The sequence below is a fragment of the Flavobacterium sp. genome (assembly GCF_965284515.1).
Lineage (GTDB): Bacteria > Bacteroidota > Bacteroidia > Flavobacteriales > Flavobacteriaceae > Flavobacterium.
Genome location: NZ_OZ260089.1, coordinates 1,973,017 through 1,994,626, shown reverse-complemented (window position 1 = coordinate 1,994,626; position 21,610 = coordinate 1,973,017). Strand labels below are relative to the sequence as shown.

Below are 21,610 nucleotides of genomic sequence, written 5' to 3'. Positions count from 1 at the left end.
ATTTTATTTAAATTCTCCAAATAACTCAATTAGTTTTTTTCTTCTGTATTCGAAAATTTCATTCAATTTTGGTTGCACAATTATTGGTTGAACCATCTGGCCTAAAATTCCCATGGGAACTTTGTAATCTACAATGTCTTCCATTTCTACACCACCATCAATTTCTTTTAAAAAGTGTTTATGATGCCATAATGCATATGGTCCAAAACGTTGTTCATCAACAAAGAACTTTTTATCTACAACATGAGTAATTTCTGTAACCCATTTCGTTTTAATTCCTAGTACAGGGGTTACAATATATTGAATAAGTTGTCCTGGATACATTGGTCTATCTGCACCTGAAAGGATTTCAAATCCCATATAATTGGGTGTTATAGTTTTTAAATTTTTTGGATTTGATAGAAATTCCCATGCTTCATCTAATGAAATGGGTAAATTTTGCTTTGAATGTAGAGAATATATTTTCATGTTTTTTTTGTAAAGATAATTATTGTTTAACTTTTATCAATAAAAATTAAACAAATTTTTTCTTTTTTTGGTTTTTATTAACATTTAAGTATTTTTAAAATATTAATTTCGTAGAAAATAAATAATAATAAATATGAAAAAGATATTTTTAGCATCATTGTTAGCAGTCGGATTTACAATTACAGCACAAGTAAAAACACCACAAGCTAGTCCTTTATCAAAAATTGAACAAGTAGTTGGTTTAACTTCAGTAGAAATTAACTATTCACGTCCAAGTGCTAAAGGAAGAACCGTTTATGGTGATTTAGTACCTTATGGAAAATATTGGAGAACTGGTGCAAATGAAAATACTACTGTAACATTTAGTGAAAATGTTATGTTTGGTAAAAATGAACTTAAAAAAGGTAAATATGCATTGTTTACTCTTCCAAAAGCAGATAGTTGGGATGTTATTTTTTATACTGACACGAACAATTGGGGATTACCACAGGAATGGGACGACAAAAAAGTGGCTTTACGAGTAAATGTTAAACCAGAAACATTAAACAAATCGGTTGAATCGTTTACTATTTCGTTAAATAATTTAACTAATGATTCAGGAGCTCTAGAAATCTCTTGGGAACGTACATTAGTATCTGTGCTATTTACTGTTCCAACTCAAGAAATAGCTATGAATAGCATTGAAAAAGCTCTAGCTGGTCCTACAGTAAGTGATTATTTTTCAGCTGCAAAATATTATTATGAATCTGACAAAGAATTAAATAAAGCTCTTTTATGGATTAATAATGCTATTTCATTAACACCATCTGATAAAGATGTCCCTTTTTGGTATTTGAGATTAAAATCTCTAATACAAGCTAAACTAGGCGATAAAAAAGGTGCAATCGAAACAGCTAAATATTCTTTAGAAGGTGCTGTAAAAGCAGGAAATAAAGATTATGAAAAAATGAATAATGACAGTATTAAAGAATGGTCTAAATAATTGATCATTGTCCTTAAAAGTAAATAAAAGCTGATTCTTTCGAAAGAATCAGCTTTTATTTTTTAGTAAATATCCAATATAGCCAAATAAATTTTTAAATTTGCTGAACCAACACATCTACAAATGAGTCAAAAAGTATTGCTAACTGCAAAAGAAGTCAATATCATACTACATCGTTTGGCTTGCCAATTAATTGAAAAGCATTTAGATTTTTCAAATACCATTTTAATAGGAATTCAACCAAGAGGAAAATTTTTAGCTCAACGATTATCTACATTATTAAAAGAAGATTATAATATACAGTCTATTCAAGTAGGGTATTTAGACATTACCTTTTTTAGAGATGATTTTAGGAGAGGAGACAAAACTTTAGAAGCTAATAAAACTGAAATTGATTTTGTAGTGGAAGATAAAAAAGTAGTGTTTATCGATGATGTACTTTATACAGGAAGAAGTATTAGAGCTGCATTAACAGCAATTCAATCTTTTGGAAGACCTTCTGAAATTGAATTGTTAACTTTGATTGATAGACGATTTAGTCGTCATTTACCCATTCAACCCGATTATAGAGGAAGACAAGTGGATGCAATTAACAATGAAAAAGTGATTGTAAAATGGAAAGAAAATGAAGGTGAAGATTTGGTTTTAATCGAAGTAATAAAATAAGACACAACAACACACAACATAAATGAAAACTTTATCTGTAAATCATTTAATAGGAATAAAATACATCACAAAAGATGATATTGATTTAATTTTTGAAACTGCTGATCATTTTAAAGAAGTAATCAATAGGCCTATTAAAAAAGTTCCTTCGTTAAGAGACATTACAATTGCTAATATTTTTTTCGAAAACAGTACAAGAACAAAGTTATCTTTCGAATTAGCTCAAAAAAGACTTTCTGCAGATGTAATTAGTTTTTCGGCAGCACAATCATCAGTAAAAAAAGGGGAAACATTAATAGATACTGTAAATAATATTCTGTCTATGAAAGTAGATATGGTTGTTATGCGTCACAGTAATCCTGGAGCTGCTCATTTTTTATCTCAGAATGTAAAAGCAAGTATTATTAATGCAGGAGATGGTGCACATGAACATCCTACACAAGCGCTATTAGATAGTTATACTATTAGAGAAAGTTTAGGAGGTGTAGCAGGGAAGAAAGTAGTTATTGTAGGTGATATTTTACACTCAAGAGTAGCCTTATCAAATATTTTTGCTCTTCAAATGCAAGGGGCAGAGGTTAAAGTTTGTGGGCCTAAAACATTAATTCCTAAACATATTGAGTCTCTAGGAGTAAAAGTTGAACCAAATCTAAGAAAAGCTCTTGAATGGGCTGATGTGGCAAACATGCTTCGTGTACAAAATGAGCGATTAGACGTTAATTATTTTCCATCTACACGAGAATATGCTCAGCAATATGGTGTTACAAAAGAATTATTAGATTCTTTAAATAAAGAAGTTGTAATTATGCATCCAGGACCAATAAATAGAGGAGTAGAAATTACATCAGATGTTGCAGATTCCTCGCAATCGGTCATTTTAAACCAAGTTGAAAATGGTGTTGCTGTTAGAATGGCAGTTATTTACTTATTGGCTTCAAAAATTAAATAATTATTGCTAAATTAGCTTTAAATCAATAATAAAATGAAAGTAGAGCAAAAAGGACATACAACGATTATTAGAGAAACTAAAGGTGATGTAAAAGCTTTTGTAGAAAATATTTCTAATCAACATTCGTCATATGCTTCCCAAAATTTAATTTTAGATATTACTCATGATAACTCTATTTCTTTAGAAGATTTAAATTTATTCAAAGAGTTTTCAAAAAAACACCTTAAATCCAAAAAATCTCTAGTCATAGTAGCAGATAATATTGATTTCGATAAAGTTCCCAATTCTATAACTGTTGTTCCTTCTGTTCTTGAAGCTCATGACATGATTGAAATGGATGAGATAGAACGCGATTTAGGGTTTTAATAATTAAAATATTGATAATTAAAAATTGATAATTCTGATAATTGTTAATTATACATTATCAACTATCAATTAAAAGGATGAAACTTACTATATTGGGCTGTTATGCAGCTACTCCAAGAACGATTACAAATCCTACCTCTCAAGTACTTGAAATTAAAAATCAAATGTTTTTAATAGATTGTGGAGAAGGAACTCAAGTACAACTCAGGAAACATAAAATCAAATTCTCTCGTATAAATAGAATTTTCATTTCTCATTTGCACGGTGATCATTTTTATGGATTAATTGGTTTAATTTCAACATTTTCGTTACTCAATAGAGAAAATGATTTACATGTATATGGTCCAAAAGGAATTAAAGAAATTATACTGTTACAATTAAAGCTATCAAATTCATATACAGGTTATAATTTGTATTTTCATGAATTAGAAAGTAAAGAAAGTATTGTAGTATTTGAAGATGATAATGTAATTGTTCATACAATTCCACTACAACATAGAGTGTATACAAACGGTTACTTATTTAAAGAAAAAAATACTCAAAGAAAACTGAATATAGAAGCCATTGAAGATTATAATATTGATAAATGTTATTACCAAAAAATAAAGTTTGGTGGAGATATTACATTGGATAATGGAAAAAATATTTCTAATTTAGAGTTGACTTTTGAGCCAGACTATGAAAAAAGTTATGCTTTTTGTAGTGATACAGTTTATAATGAGGACATAATACCTTTAATTAAAAGTGTAGACGCACTTTATCATGAGTCAACGTTTTTAGAAACAGAATCACATTTGGCTATAAAAACGATGCATTCCACCGCAAGGGAAGCGGCAACTATTGCTTTAAAAGCTAATGTAAAAAAATTAATAATGGGACATTATTCAACACGATATGGAAATATTGAATTGTTTAAAGAAGAAGCAAAAACTATATTTAATAATGTAATACTAGCAAACGATGGAAAAACAATCGAACTCTGAAACTTATTTAGCGAAGTTATTTAAATTTATTGTAAACTTATTTTTTAAGAAAAATAACTAATATTTTAAGAATTAATAAAAATTATAATATGTCTGATTTAAGTAACTATAGAAAATCATATGAAAAGAATGAATTAATAGAATCTTCAATTCCAGAAGATCCAATAAATTTATTCCATAAATGGTTTCATGAAGTTGAAGACTTTGGTGGTGTTGATGAAGTAAACGCAATGACCGTTTCTACAATAGGTTTAGACGGATTTCCAAAAAGTAGGGTAGTGTTACTTAAAAAATACAACGAAGAAGGCTTTATCTTTTTCACAAACTATAATTCAGAAAAAGGAAAGGCTATTCTAAATAATCCTAATGTTTGTATCTCTTTTTTTTGGACTTCACTTGAACGTCAAGTTATTATTAAAGGCATAGCTGAAAAAACTTCTGAAACCATTTCTGATAATTATTTTGATTCTCGTCCAGACGGAAGTAAACTAGGCGCACTAGCTTCAGCACAAAGTGAAGTAATTCCTAACAGATCATTTTTAGAAAATGAATTAAAAAAATTAGAACAAAAATTTGAAGGTAAACCAATACCAAGACCAAAAAATTGGGGTGGATTTATTATAAAACCAATTGAAGTTGAATTTTGGCAAGGACGTCCGAATAGGCTTCATGATAGAATTAAATATAAATTGTCAGAAAATTACGATTGGAATATATCTAGGTTATCTCCTTGATAATCAAAAAGTTATTTAAATGTTAAAATTTCATGCATTTCATCGAATTTATTTGCATGTTGTCGTGGATGTTGTACATTTGACTTGAAAATCAAACAGTTAATCGATTTATTGATTACTGAAACAACAAAAAGAACATTTAATGCTGACGATTATGAAAAACACAAAATTAATCCTTTTTGCCCTAATTTTTTCGACTTTAACCTTAACCTCTTGTTCATCAGATTCAGAATCTGTTTCAGTACCTACTACTGCTACAGAAACTCCAAGATCTTATTCTCATGATTTAACAGAACTAGAATTATTAGATTTAGTTAACACTTACAGAGTTGATAATAATCTAAATCCTTTAGAAATTATTGAACATATTTCATTCAAGTCTAGTGAACATAATGATTATATGATTTCTACAAATACTGTGAATCATAATGGGTTTACAGAAAGAAAAACTAATTTACAACAAGTTTTAGGCGCTTACAGAGTAGGTGAAAATGTTGCTTTTGGATATTCAACACCTCAAGCTGCTTTAAACGCATGGATTGCAAGTGCAGGTCATAAAGCAAATCTAGAAGGAGATTACAGTCATTATGGAGTTTCAATTCGAATTGATAATGACGGAAGAAAATATTATACAAATATGTTTATTAAAAAATAATAGTCTATTGTTTTTTAAGTTAGTTATAAAAAAAAGAGTACTTCCAGTAGTACTCTTTTTTTATACATCTAAATCAAAAGTCCTTCTTAATAATTCCATTGCTGGATTAATACTTTTAAGTTTTTCATATTTATCATCAGGAGTAAATGCATATTTAGTTTCTACAACCTCATTTACGATTACTTCAATTGTAATGTCATGATTATGAAGTTTACCTCTTAAATAACCTAAAAGTTCGTTATTTCCAGTTTCAAACTCTTCTCTTGTACTTTCATTTGGAAGTTCAATACTTATTTTAGAACCGTTAATAGTTGGAGTACTCATTAACATATAAGTAGACATTAACCTTTTATTTTGGTCAGCTAATCGAGCAGCAAACTTATTCCATAATAGTAACATATCTGTTTCTGAAAATGATTCAGTGGGTAAAACTCCATCATTTTTAGCATGAATTAGTTGTTTTGCTTCTAACTCTTTTTTAGCTTTAATACTTGATAATGATAATGCTGAAATTTTAGTTTCAGTTTGGCCTCTCTTTTCAGTTACAGGTAAAATTTCTTCAACTTTAGGTTGTATAACTTCCACAACACCTTTTTTTACAGGAAGTTCTTCAGTCTTAATAACTTTTGGAGGTAGCTCAACTATAGAATAGGAAGTATTTCTAAAATGAGTAGCAGGTATTATATAGGATTTAACTTTTTTTTTTCTCCATCAAAATTGATAGAGGCAATTTGCATTAAACAAAGTTCTACTAAAAGACGTTGATTCTGACTGTTTTTATATTTTAAATCACAATCGTTAGCTAATTCAATTCCTTGTAATAAAAAAGACTGAGAAGCGTGAGAAGATTGTTTTTGATATAATAATTTAGCTTGTTCACCAGACTCTAAAAGCACTAAAGTTGCAGGGTTTTGGCAAACCAATAAATCTCTGAAATGAGATGCTAATCCAGCAATAAAATGATGACCATCAAATCCTTTTGCTAAAATATCGTTATAAGAAATAAGCAATTCCGGAATCTTATTTTCTAATAACAAATCAGTTATTTTGATATAATATTCAAAATCTAAAACATTTAAATTTTCAGTAACAGCTTGTCTACTAAGGTTATTTCCACAATAAGAAACCACTCTGTCAAATATAGATAAAGCATCACGCATTGCACCATCTGCTTTTTGAGCAATAATATGCAAAGCATCATCTTCAAATGTTACCCCTTGTTCTTTGGCAATTTCTGCTAAGTGTTCTTTAGCATCATTAACTGTAATTCTCTTAAAATCAAAAATTTGACATCGAGAAAGAATGGTTGGTATAATTTTATGTTTTTCAGTAGTTGCAAGAATAAAAATAGCATGTTTTGGAGGCTCTTCTAATGTTTTTAGAAAAGCATTAAAAGCTGCTTGAGAAAGCATGTGTACCTCATCTATAATATAAACTTTATATTTACCTGTTTGCGGAGGTATTCTTACTTGATCAATAATGCTACGGATGTCATCTACACCATTATTTGAAGCAGCATCCAATTCGAAAACATTGAATGAAAAATCTTCTAAAGGATCATCATAACCTTCTTGGTTAATTTTACGAGCTAGGATTCTTGCACAAGTAGTTTTTCCAACACCTCTTGGTCCAGTAAACAATAGTGCTTGGGCTAAATGATTGGTTTCAATAGCATTTAATAAAGTATTGGTTATAGCACGTTGTCCCACAACATCTTTAAATGTTTGCGGACGATATTTTCTTGCTGATACTATAAATTGTTCCATTATCTTTATTCTTTTACAAATATAGATTTTATTTAAAGATTCTAAAAATACATGTGTCTAAAGATTGCTAAAAGTTATTCACAAAATCTGTGAACTACATTTTACATAACTAAAGAGAATATTTATGTATTTTTATTTGCAATTTAGCAATAACATCTGCATTTTCATCTTCTGAATTCGCTGAAGTTCCTGTTACAAAAACACCTTTTAATCCAAATTTACTCTCGATACCGTATACTTTAGATTTATCACCAGCATCAGAGTTTCCTTCATATTGATATATTTTGCTAATGATGTAGTTTTCTGGATGTAAAATAATTTCTTTAGGATTAATGTTAAAGTCATAAGTATATCCCGACTCATTTAATTTTTTTAAAGCTTCAGAAGTTGATCCGTATTTATATATAGTAGACATAATAAGTTAATTGAATTGTTATTTATTAAACAAGTTAATGTTTTATAACCATAAAATATCTATATAAAATGTTAAACAAAATCTTATAAATCTTTTAAATATTGTAATTTTGTCCAGCAGACCGCCTTATCGTCGTTTCGATTTATCGAAAGGGAGGAAAGTCCGGACACCAAAGAGTAGCATAATGGGTAATGCCCATCCGCCGAAAGGTGAGGACAAGTGCAACAGAAAGTATGTACAGGTAATGCTGTAGTGAAACCAGGTAAACTCTATGCGGTGAAATGTCAAGTATATCAGCAGTTTTTAGTTCGCTAAAATAAGGGCGACTCGTTCGATGCTGAAGGGTAGGCAGCTTGAGTTTTACAGTAATGTAAAATCTAGATAAATGATAAGGGTTACGTTCGCGTAATACAGAATCCGGCTTACAGGTCTGCTTTTTTTTAATTTTAAACCTTTAGAATGGCTAATCATATTGTTAAAGTTATAGAATCAAATTTCATTAATCATGATGTTAAACGCTTTCTAGTAGAAAAACCTGAAGGTTTTGATTTTACTCCTGGACAAGCAGTAAATTTGTCAATAAATGATCCTGAATGGATTAACGAATTGCGTCCTTTTACATTTACCAATCAGAAAGAAACAAATAATCTTGAATTTATTGTAAAAATATACAATAAGCATAAAGGAGTTACAAATAAATTAGCAGGAATAAATAAAGGTGATGAATTGATACTTCATAATGTTTTTGGAGCTATTCACTATGAAAAACCAGGAATTTTTATTGCAGCTGGAACAGGAATTACTCCTTTTTTAGCTATTTTTAGGGATTTATATAAAAAAAACAAATTAAGAGGTAATAAGTTAATATTTTTAAATAAAACATCATTGGATATCATCGCTTTCAATGAACTTAACAGAATGTTTAAACAAGACATCCTGCATGTTTTAACTAGAGAAGGCGTAGTGGGTTTTAAAGGAAAACGAATTGACAGAAATTTTCTTATTGAAAACATAGCCGATTTTAGTCAACATTTTTATGTTTGTGGACCTTCTGATTTTGTTGAAGATATTTTAAGAATACTTAAAGATCTAGGTGCTAGTTCTGACAGTTTAGTTTTTGAAAGTTAATAACTATTCTTCTTCGTCTTCAATTTCAAACTCAAAAAAAGAAAAAGTTGTACCTCCATAAGTTTTTGCAAACGAAAAATTAGGCATTTTTTCAAGCTTAGTGTCTTTAGAATGCTCTATGATTAACATTCCTTCTTCATCTAATAGATTATTTTCAAAGACTAAAGTTGATATGTTTTCAAATTGTTGTTGTGTTAATCCATAAGGTGGATCAGCAAAAATGATATCAAATGAACTTTTGCATCGTTCTAAAAATTTAAATGCGTCACTTTTGATTGCTGTAATATCAAAGTCAAATTCAGTTGCTGTTTTTTTAATATATGAAACACATCCAAAATCACCATCTACACAAGTAATAGGAGCACTTCCTCTAGATGCAAACTCATAACTAATATTTCCTGTTCCAGCGAAAAGTTCAAGAATTTTTAATTCGGTGAAATTAAAATCATTGTTTAAAATATTAAACAATGCTTCTTTTGCCATGTCAGTTGTAGGACGAACAGGTAGTTTTTTTGGAGCAGTTAAACGTCTGCCTTTATATTTTCCCGAAATTATTCTCATGAGTGGAATAGTGTAAAGTGACTTCTAATTTCTTCGTCTGTTCTACCAAAAGAATTTAGTAAAATTAATGAATCAAATAAATCACAATTTCTAATGTATTTATATGCAATCGTAAAATAATCAGAATCTTTAGAAATTGTTCCCAATATTTTCACTGAAATAGTTTCAGGATTTAATTGAAGTTGTTCAAATGTAAAAAGAATATAATAAATAAAATCTTCTGGAGTATTGTATTCAAAAGAATTAAAAAATATTAATTTATTACCTTTTACTACAATAATCTCAAAACAATTAGACTGAAAATGAATGTAAACTTCTTTTTCTTGAGAATTACGGTTGATTTTTAATAAACGTTCTACTAAAATAGAATTTTTATGCTTATAATTAAATGTATTATAATGGTCTAATAAGAAATTATTAATGTTAACATAAGGCACATAAACATTAGACATATCATGTGTTTGTAAAGAATCAAAGGTAAAAAAATCTGTTTCAAATACCTTTACATTATATTGTAAATAGCTTCCAATAAATTTCTCGTCGAATAATGAATTGGGAACAAATGAGTTTAAGTTATTATCATGTAAAACAATAACTTCATCAAAAGGTTGGGTTAGAATAGGGTAGTCAATAAACACCTTCCATAATGATTCTTCAATAATGCTGTTTTTTGGAAATACAACAGATTGAACAGACTGTACTGTATTTGAAAGAAGGTCAAAGACACAAAAAGAAAGTCCACTCAAAGAAACTTGAATGGACAACTTTTTATAATTCTTTTGTGTAATATCGTTATTCGTTACTACCATATTTTTTAGGCCAGTTACCTGTTACTGAAGCTTCATCAAGAGAACCTAAAATAATTTGGTCACCATTAATTTTATCTATTCCTTCTACTTTGTTTTCACTAGCAACTAAATCTTGATCTAAGTCAGATAATAACAAGTTTTTGTCAATTGTACATTGAAAAGTAGAAACTTTTGTTTCGTTTCTAACAATACTAGATGTCTTTAGAGTAATAGGAACAATTAAGTCTCCTATTTTAATTTGCTTTAAATTTTTATAACGATCTGTATTTTTAAATAATGAATCTTTTACTGTAACTGTTCCTAAAGTATCAATTTTAACAATATCTTTAAAGAAACCACCTTCACCAGTACCATCTGTTGTAATACCAAAAGCTGCATTTTTAACTGCATCAATTACGATAGTATCTTTACGTGAAACAATTGAGAATTTTTCATTATCAATAAAACGAATTAATTCTTCAAAAGAATCTGCATATTTACCATAAACAGTTTTATAACCCGATTGTGCTTTTTTAATATCAAGCATTTTTCTTACCGCCATTTCATAACGATCGGCTTTAGCTTTATCGAATTCAATAGGTTTCATAACAGAAGAATAAATTAAATATCCTAAAAATAATGAAACAATCCATAATACAACAGAAACAATAGTTCTTCCTTTTGGAGAGACAAATTTATCAATCAATTTTACTAATCCGAAGACTAATACAATCAAAACGACTAAATAAATAGCAAGTTCTAACATAAATATTATATATTTTTTAGTTTAATAGGTACGCAAATCTACAATTTTTTTTTCTTCTTAAAAGAAATTCTTCTAAAAATCATCTGTATATTTGAAAAAATCTATAAGCCAAATTACTTGAAAATGACTTCTGCATTGTTTTACAAAACGTTACGCGAAAATTTTCCGTTTAATCCTACATTAAAACAGGATATATTTTTACAAAAAATTGCAGAATTCGTCATTAGTAATAATAAAGATGAAATATTTGTTCTCAAAGGTTATGCCGGAACTGGTAAAACAACAATTATTTCTACTCTTGTTAATTATCTTCAAAAAGCAGATAAAAAATATGTACTTCTTGCGCCTACAGGTAGAGCCGCAAAAGTAATTAGTAACTATTCGCAAAAACCTGCATTTACAATTCATAAGCGTATTTATTTTCCAAAGAAAAGTAAAACTGGAGGTGTTTCTTTTACGTTGCAACCTAATAAATTTAAGAACACTATTTTTATTGTTGATGAATCTTCAATGATTTCAGATTCCTATCAAGAAACCAAATTATATGAAAACGGTTCGCTTTTAGATGATTTAATGTTTTATGTAGATGCGGGTCAAAATTGTAAAATCATTTTTATTGGAGATACGGCTCAATTACCACCAATAAATATGGATGTGAGTCCAGCGTTGAATAACGAAACGTTATCACTTCATTTTAATAAAGAAGTTTATGGAATTGAACTAGATGAAGTAATGCGTCAAGAAGAATTTTCCGGTATTTTGCATAATGCTACCGAATTAAGAGAACTTTTAAAATCTCATTTTTACGACTCATTTAAATTTTCTTTACAAGATTTCAAAGATATAGTTCGCTTGCAAGATGGATACGATATTCAAGATGCTATTTACGATTCGTTTGATAAAAACGGACCAGAAGAAACTGCTTTTATTGTTCGTTCGAATAAAAGAGCCAATCAGTACAATCATCAAATTAGAACAACCATTTTATCAAGAGAATCAGAATTGTCTGCAGGCGATTTATTAATGGTGGTGAAGAACAATTATTTTTGGTTAAAAGATTCAAAAGATACCGATTTCATTGCAAATGGAGATATTATTGAGGTTTTAGAAATCTTCAAAATTAGAGAATTGTATGGTTTTCGATTTGCTTCGGTAAAAATTAGAATGATTGATTATCCCAATCAAATTCCGTTTGAAGTAGAACTTTTATTAGACACTATTACAAGCGAATCTCCATCGTTAACCTATGATGAATCCAATACTTTGTATAATGAAGTAATGAAAGATTACGAAGGTGAAAGTCAGTACAAAAAGTTCTTAAACGTTAAGAATAACCCTCAATTTAATGCTTTACAAGTTAAATTTTCTTACGCCATGACTTGCCATAAATCGCAAGGAGGGCAGTGGCACACTGTTTTTGTAGAACAACCTTATTTACCAAATGGTATTGATAAAGATTATATTCGTTGGTTATACACTGCAATTACTCGTGCAAAAGAAAAATTATATTTAATAGGATTTAAAGATGAATATTTTGAACAATAAAAAACAAAAACATTTTATCTTAGCATTTTAAAACAGACAAAGTCACATGAAAATCATCGCCGTTATTCCTGCTCGTTATGCTTCAACACGTTTTCCTGCCAAACTAATGCAAGACTTAGGTGGAAAATCAGTCATTGTAAGAACCTATGAAGCCGCTATAAATACGAAGCTATTTGACGATGTTTTTGTGGTTACCGATTCGGTAATTATTTATAACGAAATTATTGCCCATAACGGAAAAGCAATAATGAGTATAAAAGAACATGAAAGCGGAAGCGATAGAATAGCGGAAGCAGTTGAAAATATTGAGGTTGATATTGTGGTAAATGTACAAGGCGACGAACCTTTTATTGATAAAAAACCATTGGAAGAATTAATTGTGGTTTTCAAAAATGATATTGATAAAAAAGTGGACTTAGCTTCATTAATGTTTCAAATTTCTGATAAAGAAGAAATTAACAGTCCGAATAATGTAAAAGTTATTGTAGACCAACAAAATTTTGCTTTGTATTTTTCGCGCTCGGTAATTCCTTTTCCAAGAGAAGAAAATGTGGGTGTTCGTTACATGAAACATATTGGAATTTATGCGTTTAGAAAACAAGCCCTATTGGATTTTTACAGTTTACCTATGCTTTCTTTAGAAGCTTCCGAAAAACTAGAGCAACTTCGTTATTTAGAATATGGAAAGCGCATAAAAATGGTTGAAACAGCACACGGAAGTATAGGAATTGATACACCAGAAGATCTAGAAAAGGCTAGGAAAATGGTTTAAGTAACAGATGAATCAAATTAATTCAAAATGAAAGCAATTATACTGTTTTTAATTTCTCTATTATTTCTGAATTGTTCTTCAAAAAGAAATAATATTTACGGAAAGTATTCTTGGGATGGTGGTTATGATGTTTTTGAATCAATTACTATTAATCCAGATAGCACTTTTATATTTGATTGGTATGCTGGATTAGCAGGAAATGGTCAAACAAAAGGTAGATGGATAAAAGAAGATAAATATTTAATACTGAAAAGTGATATTCAACCAAATGAAAAACCAGAATATATTTTATTAGAAGAACTTGAAAAACCTAATGATTCTATTGAAATTAAAGTAGTTGATAAATTTGGTTCAATTCAAGGAGCAAATTGTATAACATTTATTGGAAATAATCTTATAGAAGCAAAAATTACAAATACTTTAGGAGTAGTGAAATTTCCAAAGCATAAATTTGATAAACTTCAAATTTCATTTGTTGGAAATAATGAAATAGTATATTATTTTAAATCATCAAACCTTAATTTCTTTGAATTTGAAATGTTAGAAAAGCAAGGATATTACTATTATTTTGTAAACGAAAAATGGAAAATTAAGAAAAATAGATTGTTTAGTAAAAGAGTAAAATTAGCAAAATGGTTGGAAAAGAATTATTATGAAAAAGTACCTAATTAATTCTTCTCCACCAAAATCAACTCATTATAAACCTCAATATTTTTAAATTCTTTAATCGTGTAATTTAAGGGTTCAAAAGCAGCAATGAACTGTTTGTTTTTATCAATTCCTTTTTCATCTAAATTCATCGTATTAAACAAAATAAATCCATTAATTTGAAGTAATTCTTTAATATTCTGGATAAACTCTTTTTCAAATAAAAAATCGGGCATTGTTGCATCCTGAAAAATATCAATAATAATTAAATCGAATTTTTCAATTGTGCTTTTAACAAATTCATTGGCATCGGCAATAATAGGAGTGTAGTTTGTTATTTCATTCAATTTGAAATATTGATTAGCAATAGCAGTTATTTCTTCATCAATTTCAACTCCAGTTATTTTACCTTTGAATTGAAATTCATCCACAAGGGTTTTAATTACGCTTCCACCTGCAACACCAAGAACTAAAATAGAATTCATGTTTTGAATTCTTTCTTTACCAATTGTAAATAATCCTTTTCGTAATACTTTTTGCAGACTTCCGTATGAATAATTCGTGTTTTCAGAATCAATGACCAATTTGCCATTGTTCCAAGTAACTTCTAAACTCTTGCTTATTTGAGATTTTTTCTCATATATAGTAATAGGTAGGATGTAACTTAACCACTTTTTAAGCATTGTATTTTTTCTATTTGTAAATATAATTCTATTTTTACACCAATTAAAAGAACAAAATGAAAAAATACATATATAATTTAATCTTTTGCAAACTGCTTGGTTGGAAGGTTGTAGGGACTATTGAAAAAGAGATTCCTAAATGTATTGTTATTGCAGTACCTCACACAAGTTGGTGGGATTTTTTCTTAGGTATTTTTTCTAGGGCTATTTTAGAATTAGATATTAATTATGTTGCCAAAAAAGAATTATTTGTTTTTCCATTTGGATACTTTTTTAAATGGACAGGTGGAAAAGCCTTAAACCGACAAAAAAAGGAAAATAAAGTAGATGCTATTGCTAAAATTTTTGAAGAAAACGAAGTATTTAGATTGGCTATTGCTCCTGAAGGAACACGTAAAAAAGTAGAGGAGTGGAAAACAGGTTTCTATTACATAGCTTTAAAAGCAAATGTGCCAATAGTTCCTGTAGCTTTTGATTATGCTAATAAAGAAGTAGTATATCATAAACCTTTTTATCCTACTGGAGATATTGAGAAAGATTTTCCAATACTACAAGCCAATTTTAAAGGAGTAATAGGAAAAGTACCTGAGTTTAGTTTTGTTCCAAAAAAATAATTATTCAGGCAAGTATTCTTTAAAGCTTCCATTTTTATAAAAAACAACAATTCGTTCAATATTGGACGAATTTTTTGTTTGTGGGAAATTTTGCGTATTTGAAAATTTTTCTTCTAAATTATTTTTTACGACAGTATTATCAGTTTCTATATTTTGAGAAAATAAATCTGAATTTGATTCTAACTTTTTTTTATCCACATTTTCAATTTTTGAAATTGGAGTAGAAGAAGTGTTTTCAATAATTTTATTTTCAGATTTTGGAAAAGTTCCCTTCCCATTTAAAATCCAATATAAATCTACTTCTGGAAATTCATCTGTAATTTTAAGTATAAAATCTAAACTTGGTTTGTTTCTTCCAGAGAGTAGGTGAGATAAACTAGAACGTTGTACATTGATCTTATCTGCAAATCCAGAAGCAGATAAACTATAGTATTCTAGTAGTTCTTCTAATCGTTTTATAAAATCTTCCGTGTTTACCATTGTAAATTACTTATGTGTTGTATTTCGTTTACAAATGTAAAAATAACTTTTGTAAATAACAATAATAATAATATAAATAACAATTATATGTAAATTTATACTTTACATAGAATTAGTTAAATAACTGATAAATAGAGTTTTGCATAATAATAATAAAGTATGTTTACTTTGTTATACAGTTGTAGTAGAGATATTGTTATTTAATACTTTAATGTGTTTACAAAAGTAAATAAATTGACACAAAACTATGTTTACAATTGTAAATATATTGTTGTTTACATTTGTAACTTAATAAAAAGAATATGTTTTTAGAATTAGCTAATCAGTATTTAAATCAAAACTTATCAGGACGATATATCACCAATTCTCATATTGAACCTGAATTTAAATTATTAAATAAAGATTTTAAAATTTTAGTTGAAGGGAAGTCGGTTCAGGAAAGAAATATTTATAGTGTTCAAGTTGGGACTGGAAAAACAAAAGTTTTAATTTGGTCTCAAATGCATGGAAACGAAACAACAACAACTAAAGGCTTGTTTGATTTTTTTAATTTTTTGAATTCTAAAGATGATTTAGCTTTAAAAATTAAAGAAAAATACACTTTATTATGTATTCCTATTTTAAATCCTGATGGAGCATTTGTAAATATAAGAGTAAATGCTAACGAAATTGATTTAAACAGAGATGCTTTTCATATTACTCAACCAGAAAGTAAGCTTCTTAGAGGCTTGTATAATCAATTTAAACCTGATTATTGTTATAATTTGCACGATCAAAGAACAATATTTGGGACAGAGGGCAGTAAATTACCTGCTACAATGTCTTTTTTAGCTCCTTCTTATAATGACCAATGCGAATTTAATGAAACTCGCTTTAAGGCGGTTAAAATCATTAATAACATCAATGCGTCTTTACAAACTGTTATTCCATTACAGGTAGGAAGATTTGATGATGCTTTTAATATTAATTGTATTGGAGATTATTTTACTTCACAAGGAACTCCTACTGTTTTGTTTGAAGCTGGACATTATCTAAATGATTATCAAAGAGATGAAGTACGTAAATTTGTATTTGTAGCTTTAATTTCTTCTTTTTTAAATACAGGGAAGAGTAGTGAATTTGATAATGAAATTAATGAATATTTAAAGATTCCACAAAACTCTAAATGTTTTTTCGATTTTATTTACAGAAACGTCAAAATTATAGAGAATTCTGAAGAAAAAATAATTAACTTTGCAGCGCAATATAAAGAGTTATTAGTTGGTGATAAAATTAATTTTATAGCTGAAATAATACAAATAGATAATTTGGAGCATTCTTTTGGACATATAGAATACAATTGTAATAATATGCTTTTTAGTTCTTCTTATGGGAATTTACCAAAAATTCAAGAAAAAGCTGATTTTTATCTAAATAATTTGTTAAAATATAGTAACGGATTATTAAATCTTTAATAAATTTGCGCTTTCAAAAAGAATTTTAAATATTTATTATTATATACTTTATGAGTAAGTTTCGATTAGATGAAGTGGATCATCAAATTTTAGACATGTTGATTGACAACACAAGAGTTCCTTTTACTGATATAGCAAAAAAATTGCTTATTTCAGCTGGAACAGTGCATGTTAGGGTAAAGAAAATGGAAGAAGCGGGTATTATTCAAGGTTCTTCATTAACTTTAGATTATGAAAAATTAGGATATTCTTTTATAGCTTATGTTGGGGTTTTCTTACACAATACATCTCAAACAAAATTTGTTTTAGAAAGAATTGATCAAATTCCATATGTTACAGTTGCACATATAACTACGGGTAAGTTTAACATCTTTTGTAAAATTAGAGCTAGAGATACTAAACATGCAAAAGAAGTTATCTTTATGATTGATGATATTGAGGGAGTTTATAGAACTGAAACGATGATTTCACTTGAAGAAAGTATCAACGACAAGAAAAGGTTAATGCATACCATTTTTAAAGAAATGTAATATTTAAATCCCGATTTTATCGGGATTTTTTTTATATTTATTATTATGATAGAATTTAATAAAAATGAATTTGCGCCTTATTATGCAAATTATGTTGAAAAAGGAAATACTAATTTGTCAATAATTGATGGATTGTTACAACAGTATCAAGTTGTAACTGAATTCTTTAAATTAATCCCTTCTGATAAATTAAATTACAGATATTCTGAAGGAAAATGGACTGTTAAAGATATCATTTTGCATTTAATTGATGCGGAGAGAATTTTTGCATACAGAGCTTTAAGAATTGCGAGAAATGATAAATCAGAATTACCGGGATTTGAAGAAAACGATTATGTAATTGAAGCGAATGCATCAGAAAGAAGTTTATCAAGCTTGCTAGAAGAATATAAAATGGTTAGGAATTCAACTGTATGTCTTTTTAAAAGCTTTACAATTGATCAATTGGGAAGGCTAGGAGTTGCTTCTGGATCTTCTGTTTCAGTAAGAGCAATAGGAGTTATTATTCAAGGACATGAAAAACACCATTTAGAAATTATTAAAGAAAGATACTTATAAAAAAAGCTCCAAATTATTGGAGCTTTTTTTTAATCTTCATCTGAATCCGATTCATCGGCTATTTCTAAATCATTCAAAGAGTCTAATGTATCTTCGCTAGTATCGTCAATATCTTCATCATCTTCAAAGTTTTCTATTCTGTCAGCTAATTTAGTACTTACTTTTACTAAAAATATAGTGTCTTCGGTACGCACTTCAACAGCCTCAACAGTCTCATTTTTAATGTTCTTGAATCGTATGATGTCTGAATCTTCATAACCATCAGGAAACTTCTCAACTAGTAAGGTTAAGATTTCATTTGTTAATTTCGCGTAATCAACAATAACTCTTTTCATTGGGTAAAATTTAATCTTTAATTTTTATCAAAAGTAACATCCTTATTGAAATAATCAAATTAAAATTTAATTTTTTTTCAATTTTTTTACCATCCCAAAACATGAGCAAAAATCAATGGTACAACGATTGTAGCATCAGATTCTACTATGAATTTAGGAGTTGTGATATCTAATTTCCCCCAAGTTATCTTCTCGTTTGGAACTGCTCCAGAATAAGAACCGTAACTTGTTGTTGAGTCGGAAACTTGACAGAAATAACTCCAAAAAGGTATATCGTGCATTTCCATATCTTGGTAAAGCATTGGTACAACACAAATTGGGAAGTCTCCAGCAATTCCGCCTCCAACTTGGAAGAAACCTAATCCTTTTCCCTTAGAGTTTTTTGGATACCAGTCAGCAAGCCACATCATGTATTCGATACCACTTTTGGTAGTTGAAGCTTTTAATTCTCCTTTAATACAATATGATGCAAAAATATTTCCCATTGTACTGTCTTCCCAACCTGGAACAACAATAGGTAAGTTCTTTTCAGCGGCAGCTACCATCCAAGAATCTTTAGGATCAATTTCATAATATTGCTCCAAAACACCTGAATTAATCATTTGGTACATAAATTCATGTGGAAAATATCTTTCTCCAGCTTTGTCAGCTTTGTTCCAAATTTCAAATAAATGAGATTGTAATCTTCTAAATGCTTCTTCTTCAGGAATACAAGTGTCGGTTACACGGTTGTAATGGTTTTCTAATAAATCCCATTCTTCTTGTGGAGTTAAATCTCTGTAGTTTGGTATCCTTTTATACGAATTATGAGCAACTAAGTTCATAATGTCTTCTTCTAAATTTGCTCCTGTGCATGAAATTACGTGTACTTTGTCTTGACGAATCATTTCTGCTAATGATTTACCTAATTCTGCTGTACTCATAGCTCCTGCAAGAGAAATCAACATTTTTCCATTATCTAATAAATGCTCTTCATATCCTTTTGCAGCATCAACTAAAGCAGCTGCATTAAAATGTAAATAATGATTTTCTATAAATTGACTAATTGGACCTTTGCTCATTTTTTATTTTATTTAGTTGGAAATGTATATCCAGTATTTTTTATTATTTCTTTTTATAACCTAAGATATTTAAAATATCATCAGCATTTTGTTGTTCAGAGAAAACTTCTGTTCCTAAAATACCATTTTCATCTCTATCAATTAATATGTGTTTTGGCTGTGGAATTAAACAGTGGTGTAATCCACCGAAACCTCCAATTGTTTCTTGATAGGCTCCTGTGTTGAAAAAACCAATGTATAAAGGTTTTTCTTTATTGTATTTTGGTAAATAGACAGCATTCATGTTTTGTTCTGAATTGTAATAGTCATCACTATCACATGTCATTCCACCTAATAAAACTCTTTCATACGTGTCATTCCATCTATTTATAGCTAACATTACAAAACGTTTGTTTATTGCCCATGTATCTGGTAGAGTAGTAATGAAAGACGAATCAATCATATTCCATTTCTCTCTGTCATTTTGTTGTTTTTGATATAAAACCTGGTAAATAGCACCACCACTTTCACCTACTGTAAACGAACCAAATTCTGTAAAAATATTTGGAACAGGAACTTCAGCTTCATCACAAGCTATTTTTATTTGATTAATTATTTCATCAATCATGTATTGGTAGTCATATTCAAAAGCTAATGAGTTTTTGATAGGAAAACCACCTCCAATATTTAAACCGTCTAGAGTAGGGCATTCCTTTTTTAATGCAATGTATACTTTTAAACATTTTAATAGTTCATTCCAGTAATAGGCAGTATCACGAATACCTGTATTTATAAAGAAGTGAAGCATTTTAAGCTCAACTTGCTTGTTTTCTTGTATTTGTTTTCTATAAAATGGAACAATGTTTTTATATCCAATCCCTAAACGTGAAGTATAAAATTCAAATTTAGGTTCTTCTTCTGCAGCAATTCTAATTCCTATTTTGAATTTACCATCAATTTGTTCTTGTAGTAAATCTAATTCTTCATAATTATCAATTATAGGAATAGTGTTTCTATGTCCGTTATTGATTATTCGTGCAATATTTTCTACGTAAGCATCTCTTTTAAATCCGTTACAAATAACAAATGTGTTTTTGTTTATTTTTCCTTCTTCAAGTAAACTTTCAACAATATTTATATCTACGGCAGATGATGTTTCAATGTGAATGTTGTTTTTAAATGCTTCATTCATTACAAATTGAAAATGAGAACTTTTAGTACAATAACAGTAATGATATTTTGCATCGTACTTATGCTTCTCCATTGCTTTTCTAAACCAACCTTTTGCTTTATTAATGTTGTTTGAAATTTGTGGTAAATAAGTAAACTTTAAAGGTGTACCGTATTGCTCCACCAGCTTCATTAAATCAATTTTATGAAACTCAAGGTTATCTTTGTTTAAAGTAAATTCTTCTTGAGGGAAATAGAAAGTTTGATTAATTAAGTCGTAGTATTTAGTATTCATTTGTGGTTTTATGTTTTGATAATTATTAATTGTTTTTATTTAAATTAAACAATTAATTTTCAAAGCCTTATGTTTGAAAATACTATTAAAAGTTTTTCGTAAAATGCTTTTGAAAGTTCAAATAAATCAAATACAAAAATACTTTCATTAAAAGAATAACTATTATTTAAAATAATGTAGTTTTTTTTCTGATATGAAAAGCTTGTCGATAAATATTGAATTATGTGTAGTTTTTTCATTACCGCAAATTTAAAAAATA

General features: G+C 28.5%; 27 protein-coding genes and 1 other RNA gene. 16 read left to right on the top strand and 12 right to left on the bottom strand.

Annotation, left to right across the window (positions count from 1 at the left end; genetic code table 11):
* Positions 1 to 3: 3 nt before the first annotated feature.
* Positions 4 to 468 carry an SRPBCC family protein gene (locus tag ACQ65T_RS09225; RefSeq protein WP_430400787.1) on the bottom strand — a complete coding sequence of 155 codons (465 nt, stop codon included), beginning with the start codon at positions 466 to 468 and terminating at the stop codon, positions 4 to 6.
* Between the two features lie 133 nt (positions 469 to 601).
* Between ACQ65T_RS09225 and ACQ65T_RS09220 the strand changes: the two genes are divergently transcribed.
* The 7 genes from ACQ65T_RS09220 to ACQ65T_RS09190 all read left to right on the top strand — a co-directional run bounded on the left by ACQ65T_RS09220 (position 602) and on the right by ACQ65T_RS09190 (position 5,803).
* Positions 602 to 1,450, top strand: coding sequence for a DUF2911 domain-containing protein (locus ACQ65T_RS09220; RefSeq protein WP_430400786.1), 849 nt, complete (start codon positions 602 to 604; stop codon positions 1,448 to 1,450).
* A 123-nt stretch (positions 1,451 to 1,573) separates the two neighbouring features.
* The gene (gene pyrR, locus ACQ65T_RS09215) at positions 1,574 to 2,116 is read left to right on the top strand and encodes a bifunctional pyr operon transcriptional regulator/uracil phosphoribosyltransferase PyrR (RefSeq protein WP_430400785.1); all 543 of its coding nucleotides are present in this window, start codon (positions 1,574 to 1,576) and stop codon (positions 2,114 to 2,116) included.
* 22 nt (positions 2,117 to 2,138) lie between these two features.
* Entirely contained in the window at positions 2,139 to 3,065 is a 927-nt protein-coding gene (locus ACQ65T_RS09210) for an aspartate carbamoyltransferase catalytic subunit (RefSeq protein WP_430400784.1), read from the top strand.
* 33 nt (positions 3,066 to 3,098) lie between these two features.
* Positions 3,099 to 3,431, top strand: a complete 333-nt coding sequence (locus ACQ65T_RS09205) for a ribonuclease Z (RefSeq protein ID WP_430400783.1) — start codon at positions 3,099 to 3,101, stop codon at positions 3,429 to 3,431.
* Between the two features lie 77 nt (positions 3,432 to 3,508).
* The gene (locus tag ACQ65T_RS09200; RefSeq protein WP_430400782.1) at positions 3,509 to 4,414 is read left to right on the top strand and encodes a ribonuclease Z; all 906 of its coding nucleotides are present in this window, start codon (positions 3,509 to 3,511) and stop codon (positions 4,412 to 4,414) included.
* Positions 4,415 to 4,503: 89 nt separating this feature from the next.
* Positions 4,504 to 5,148 carry a pyridoxamine 5'-phosphate oxidase gene (pdxH, locus tag ACQ65T_RS09195; protein WP_430400781.1) on the top strand — a complete coding sequence of 215 codons (645 nt, stop codon included), beginning with the start codon at positions 4,504 to 4,506 and terminating at the stop codon, positions 5,146 to 5,148.
* Between the two features lie 154 nt (positions 5,149 to 5,302).
* Positions 5,303 to 5,803, top strand: coding sequence for a CAP domain-containing protein (locus ACQ65T_RS09190; RefSeq protein WP_430400780.1), 501 nt, complete (start codon positions 5,303 to 5,305; stop codon positions 5,801 to 5,803).
* A gap of 60 nt (positions 5,804 to 5,863) precedes the next feature.
* On the opposite strand, the gene ACQ65T_RS09185 is transcribed toward ACQ65T_RS09190, so the two are convergent.
* From ACQ65T_RS09185 to ACQ65T_RS09175, 3 genes are all read right to left on the bottom strand, one after another.
* Positions 5,864 to 6,388 (bottom strand): DNA polymerase III subunit gamma/tau, encoded by a 525-nt coding sequence (locus ACQ65T_RS09185; RefSeq protein WP_430400779.1) that lies wholly within the window; start codon positions 6,386 to 6,388, stop codon positions 5,864 to 5,866.
* Positions 6,389 to 6,483: 95 nt separating this feature from the next.
* The gene (dnaX, locus tag ACQ65T_RS09180; protein WP_430400778.1) at positions 6,484 to 7,569 is read right to left on the bottom strand and encodes a DNA polymerase III subunit gamma/tau; all 1,086 of its coding nucleotides are present in this window, start codon (positions 7,567 to 7,569) and stop codon (positions 6,484 to 6,486) included.
* Positions 7,570 to 7,678: 109 nt separating this feature from the next.
* Positions 7,679 to 7,984, bottom strand: a complete 306-nt coding sequence (locus ACQ65T_RS09175; protein WP_430400777.1) for a hypothetical protein — start codon at positions 7,982 to 7,984, stop codon at positions 7,679 to 7,681.
* A 113-nt stretch (positions 7,985 to 8,097) separates the two neighbouring features.
* On the opposite strand from ACQ65T_RS09175, the gene rnpB reads away from it, so the two are divergent.
* Positions 8,098 to 8,425, top strand: an RNA gene (gene rnpB / locus ACQ65T_RS09170) — RNase P RNA component class A.
* Between the two features lie 18 nt (positions 8,426 to 8,443).
* Positions 8,444 to 9,112 (top strand): FAD-binding oxidoreductase, encoded by a 669-nt coding sequence (locus ACQ65T_RS09165; protein ID WP_430400776.1) that lies wholly within the window; start codon positions 8,444 to 8,446, stop codon positions 9,110 to 9,112.
* Positions 9,113 to 9,115: 3 nt separating this feature from the next.
* On the opposite strand, the gene rsmD is transcribed toward ACQ65T_RS09165, so the two are convergent.
* From rsmD to ACQ65T_RS09150, 3 genes are read right to left on the bottom strand one after another with little or no spacing between them, the layout of a single operon-like run.
* On the bottom strand, positions 9,116 to 9,673 hold the full coding sequence (gene rsmD, locus ACQ65T_RS09160) for a 16S rRNA (guanine(966)-N(2))-methyltransferase RsmD (RefSeq protein ID WP_430400775.1): 558 nt from the start codon (positions 9,671 to 9,673) through the stop codon (positions 9,116 to 9,118).
* Positions 9,670 to 10,482, bottom strand: a complete 813-nt coding sequence (locus tag ACQ65T_RS09155) for a DUF3822 family protein (RefSeq protein WP_430400774.1) — start codon at positions 10,480 to 10,482, stop codon at positions 9,670 to 9,672. The genes rsmD and ACQ65T_RS09155 overlap by 4 nt, the downstream gene beginning before the upstream one ends.
* Positions 10,466 to 11,227 carry a hypothetical protein gene (locus tag ACQ65T_RS09150; RefSeq protein WP_430400773.1) on the bottom strand — a complete coding sequence of 254 codons (762 nt, stop codon included), beginning with the start codon at positions 11,225 to 11,227 and terminating at the stop codon, positions 10,466 to 10,468. The genes ACQ65T_RS09155 and ACQ65T_RS09150 overlap by 17 nt, the downstream gene beginning before the upstream one ends.
* A gap of 123 nt (positions 11,228 to 11,350) precedes the next feature.
* On the opposite strand from ACQ65T_RS09150, the gene ACQ65T_RS09145 reads away from it, so the two are divergent.
* Genes ACQ65T_RS09145 through ACQ65T_RS09135 form a run of 3 tightly spaced genes read left to right on the top strand, consistent with a single transcriptional unit; the run spans position 11,351 to position 14,216 of the window.
* Entirely contained in the window at positions 11,351 to 12,772 is a 1,422-nt protein-coding gene (locus tag ACQ65T_RS09145; RefSeq protein ID WP_430400772.1) for an ATP-dependent DNA helicase, read from the top strand.
* Between the two features lie 46 nt (positions 12,773 to 12,818).
* Complete coding sequence (gene kdsB, locus ACQ65T_RS09140; protein WP_430400771.1) at positions 12,819 to 13,544, top strand: 3-deoxy-manno-octulosonate cytidylyltransferase; 726 nt, start codon at positions 12,819 to 12,821, stop codon at positions 13,542 to 13,544.
* Positions 13,545 to 13,571: 27 nt separating this feature from the next.
* On the top strand, positions 13,572 to 14,216 hold the full coding sequence (locus ACQ65T_RS09135) for a hypothetical protein (RefSeq protein WP_430400770.1): 645 nt from the start codon (positions 13,572 to 13,574) through the stop codon (positions 14,214 to 14,216).
* On the opposite strand, the gene ACQ65T_RS09130 is transcribed toward ACQ65T_RS09135, so the two are convergent.
* Complete coding sequence (locus ACQ65T_RS09130) at positions 14,213 to 14,875, bottom strand: spermidine synthase (protein ID WP_430400769.1); 663 nt, start codon at positions 14,873 to 14,875, stop codon at positions 14,213 to 14,215. The two genes, ACQ65T_RS09135 and ACQ65T_RS09130, sit on opposite strands and share 4 nt — an antisense overlap.
* Before the next feature lie 56 nt (positions 14,876 to 14,931).
* On the opposite strand from ACQ65T_RS09130, the gene ACQ65T_RS09125 reads away from it, so the two are divergent.
* Positions 14,932 to 15,489, top strand: a complete 558-nt coding sequence (locus ACQ65T_RS09125; protein WP_430400768.1) for a 1-acyl-sn-glycerol-3-phosphate acyltransferase — start codon at positions 14,932 to 14,934, stop codon at positions 15,487 to 15,489.
* Here the strand turns inward: ACQ65T_RS09125 and ACQ65T_RS09120 are convergent, their stop codons facing one another.
* Positions 15,490 to 15,969, bottom strand: coding sequence for a helix-turn-helix transcriptional regulator (locus ACQ65T_RS09120; RefSeq protein WP_430400767.1), 480 nt, complete (start codon positions 15,967 to 15,969; stop codon positions 15,490 to 15,492).
* 302 nt (positions 15,970 to 16,271) lie between these two features.
* On the opposite strand from ACQ65T_RS09120, the gene ACQ65T_RS09115 reads away from it, so the two are divergent.
* Genes ACQ65T_RS09115 through ACQ65T_RS09105 form a run of 3 tightly spaced genes read left to right on the top strand, consistent with a single transcriptional unit; the run spans position 16,272 to position 18,511 of the window.
* Positions 16,272 to 17,423 (top strand): M14 family zinc carboxypeptidase, encoded by a 1,152-nt coding sequence (locus tag ACQ65T_RS09115; protein ID WP_430400766.1) that lies wholly within the window; start codon positions 16,272 to 16,274, stop codon positions 17,421 to 17,423.
* A gap of 50 nt (positions 17,424 to 17,473) precedes the next feature.
* A complete protein-coding gene (locus ACQ65T_RS09110) occupies positions 17,474 to 17,953 on the top strand; it encodes an Lrp/AsnC family transcriptional regulator (RefSeq protein ID WP_264558777.1) in 480 nt (159 codons plus the stop codon).
* 45 nt (positions 17,954 to 17,998) lie between these two features.
* Complete coding sequence (locus tag ACQ65T_RS09105; protein ID WP_430400765.1) at positions 17,999 to 18,511, top strand: DinB family protein; 513 nt, start codon at positions 17,999 to 18,001, stop codon at positions 18,509 to 18,511.
* A 29-nt stretch (positions 18,512 to 18,540) separates the two neighbouring features.
* On the opposite strand, the gene ACQ65T_RS09100 is transcribed toward ACQ65T_RS09105, so the two are convergent.
* The 3 genes from ACQ65T_RS09100 to ACQ65T_RS09090 form a co-directional block, all read right to left on the bottom strand.
* Entirely contained in the window at positions 18,541 to 18,846 is a 306-nt protein-coding gene (locus ACQ65T_RS09100) for a hypothetical protein (protein ID WP_430400764.1), read from the bottom strand.
* An 86-nt stretch (positions 18,847 to 18,932) separates the two neighbouring features.
* Positions 18,933 to 19,907 (bottom strand): deoxyhypusine synthase family protein, encoded by a 975-nt coding sequence (locus tag ACQ65T_RS09095; protein ID WP_430400763.1) that lies wholly within the window; start codon positions 19,905 to 19,907, stop codon positions 18,933 to 18,935.
* Between the two features lie 43 nt (positions 19,908 to 19,950).
* A complete protein-coding gene (locus ACQ65T_RS09090; protein ID WP_430400762.1) occupies positions 19,951 to 21,351 on the bottom strand; it encodes an arginine decarboxylase in 1,401 nt (466 codons plus the stop codon).
* Positions 21,352 to 21,610: the final 259 nt, after the last annotated feature.

Coding starts and splice junctions, on each gene's coding strand:
- ACQ65T_RS09225 (WP_430400787.1), bottom strand. CDS start 468: ATGAAAATATATTCTCTACATTCAAAGCAAAATTTACCCATTTCATTA.
- ACQ65T_RS09220 (WP_430400786.1), top strand. CDS start 602: ATGAAAAAGATATTTTTAGCATCATTGTTAGCAGTCGGATTTACAATT.
- pyrR (WP_430400785.1), top strand. CDS start 1,574: ATGAGTCAAAAAGTATTGCTAACTGCAAAAGAAGTCAATATCATACTA.
- ACQ65T_RS09210 (WP_430400784.1), top strand. CDS start 2,139: ATGAAAACTTTATCTGTAAATCATTTAATAGGAATAAAATACATCACA.
- ACQ65T_RS09205 (WP_430400783.1), top strand. CDS start 3,099: ATGAAAGTAGAGCAAAAAGGACATACAACGATTATTAGAGAAACTAAA.
- ACQ65T_RS09200 (WP_430400782.1), top strand. CDS start 3,509: ATGAAACTTACTATATTGGGCTGTTATGCAGCTACTCCAAGAACGATT.
- pdxH (WP_430400781.1), top strand. CDS start 4,504: ATGTCTGATTTAAGTAACTATAGAAAATCATATGAAAAGAATGAATTA.
- ACQ65T_RS09190 (WP_430400780.1), top strand. CDS start 5,303: ATGAAAAACACAAAATTAATCCTTTTTGCCCTAATTTTTTCGACTTTA.
- dnaX (WP_430400778.1), bottom strand. CDS start 7,569: ATGGAACAATTTATAGTATCAGCAAGAAAATATCGTCCGCAAACATTT.
- ACQ65T_RS09175 (WP_430400777.1), bottom strand. CDS start 7,984: ATGTCTACTATATATAAATACGGATCAACTTCTGAAGCTTTAAAAAAA.
- ACQ65T_RS09165 (WP_430400776.1), top strand. CDS start 8,444: ATGGCTAATCATATTGTTAAAGTTATAGAATCAAATTTCATTAATCAT.
- rsmD (WP_430400775.1), bottom strand. CDS start 9,673: ATGAGAATAATTTCGGGAAAATATAAAGGCAGACGTTTAACTGCTCCA.
- ACQ65T_RS09155 (WP_430400774.1), bottom strand. CDS start 10,482: ATGGTAGTAACGAATAACGATATTACACAAAAGAATTATAAAAAGTTG.
- ACQ65T_RS09150 (WP_430400773.1), bottom strand. CDS start 11,227: ATGTTAGAACTTGCTATTTATTTAGTCGTTTTGATTGTATTAGTCTTC.
- ACQ65T_RS09145 (WP_430400772.1), top strand. CDS start 11,351: ATGACTTCTGCATTGTTTTACAAAACGTTACGCGAAAATTTTCCGTTT.
- kdsB (WP_430400771.1), top strand. CDS start 12,819: ATGAAAATCATCGCCGTTATTCCTGCTCGTTATGCTTCAACACGTTTT.
- ACQ65T_RS09135 (WP_430400770.1), top strand. CDS start 13,572: ATGAAAGCAATTATACTGTTTTTAATTTCTCTATTATTTCTGAATTGT.
- ACQ65T_RS09130 (WP_430400769.1), bottom strand. CDS start 14,875: ATGCTTAAAAAGTGGTTAAGTTACATCCTACCTATTACTATATATGAG.
- ACQ65T_RS09125 (WP_430400768.1), top strand. CDS start 14,932: ATGAAAAAATACATATATAATTTAATCTTTTGCAAACTGCTTGGTTGG.
- ACQ65T_RS09120 (WP_430400767.1), bottom strand. CDS start 15,969: ATGGTAAACACGGAAGATTTTATAAAACGATTAGAAGAACTACTAGAA.
- ACQ65T_RS09115 (WP_430400766.1), top strand. CDS start 16,272: ATGTTTTTAGAATTAGCTAATCAGTATTTAAATCAAAACTTATCAGGA.
- ACQ65T_RS09110 (WP_264558777.1), top strand. CDS start 17,474: ATGAGTAAGTTTCGATTAGATGAAGTGGATCATCAAATTTTAGACATG.
- ACQ65T_RS09105 (WP_430400765.1), top strand. CDS start 17,999: ATGATAGAATTTAATAAAAATGAATTTGCGCCTTATTATGCAAATTAT.
- ACQ65T_RS09100 (WP_430400764.1), bottom strand. CDS start 18,846: ATGAAAAGAGTTATTGTTGATTACGCGAAATTAACAAATGAAATCTTA.
- ACQ65T_RS09095 (WP_430400763.1), bottom strand. CDS start 19,907: ATGAGCAAAGGTCCAATTAGTCAATTTATAGAAAATCATTATTTACAT.
- ACQ65T_RS09090 (WP_430400762.1), bottom strand. CDS start 21,351: ATGAATACTAAATACTACGACTTAATTAATCAAACTTTCTATTTCCCT.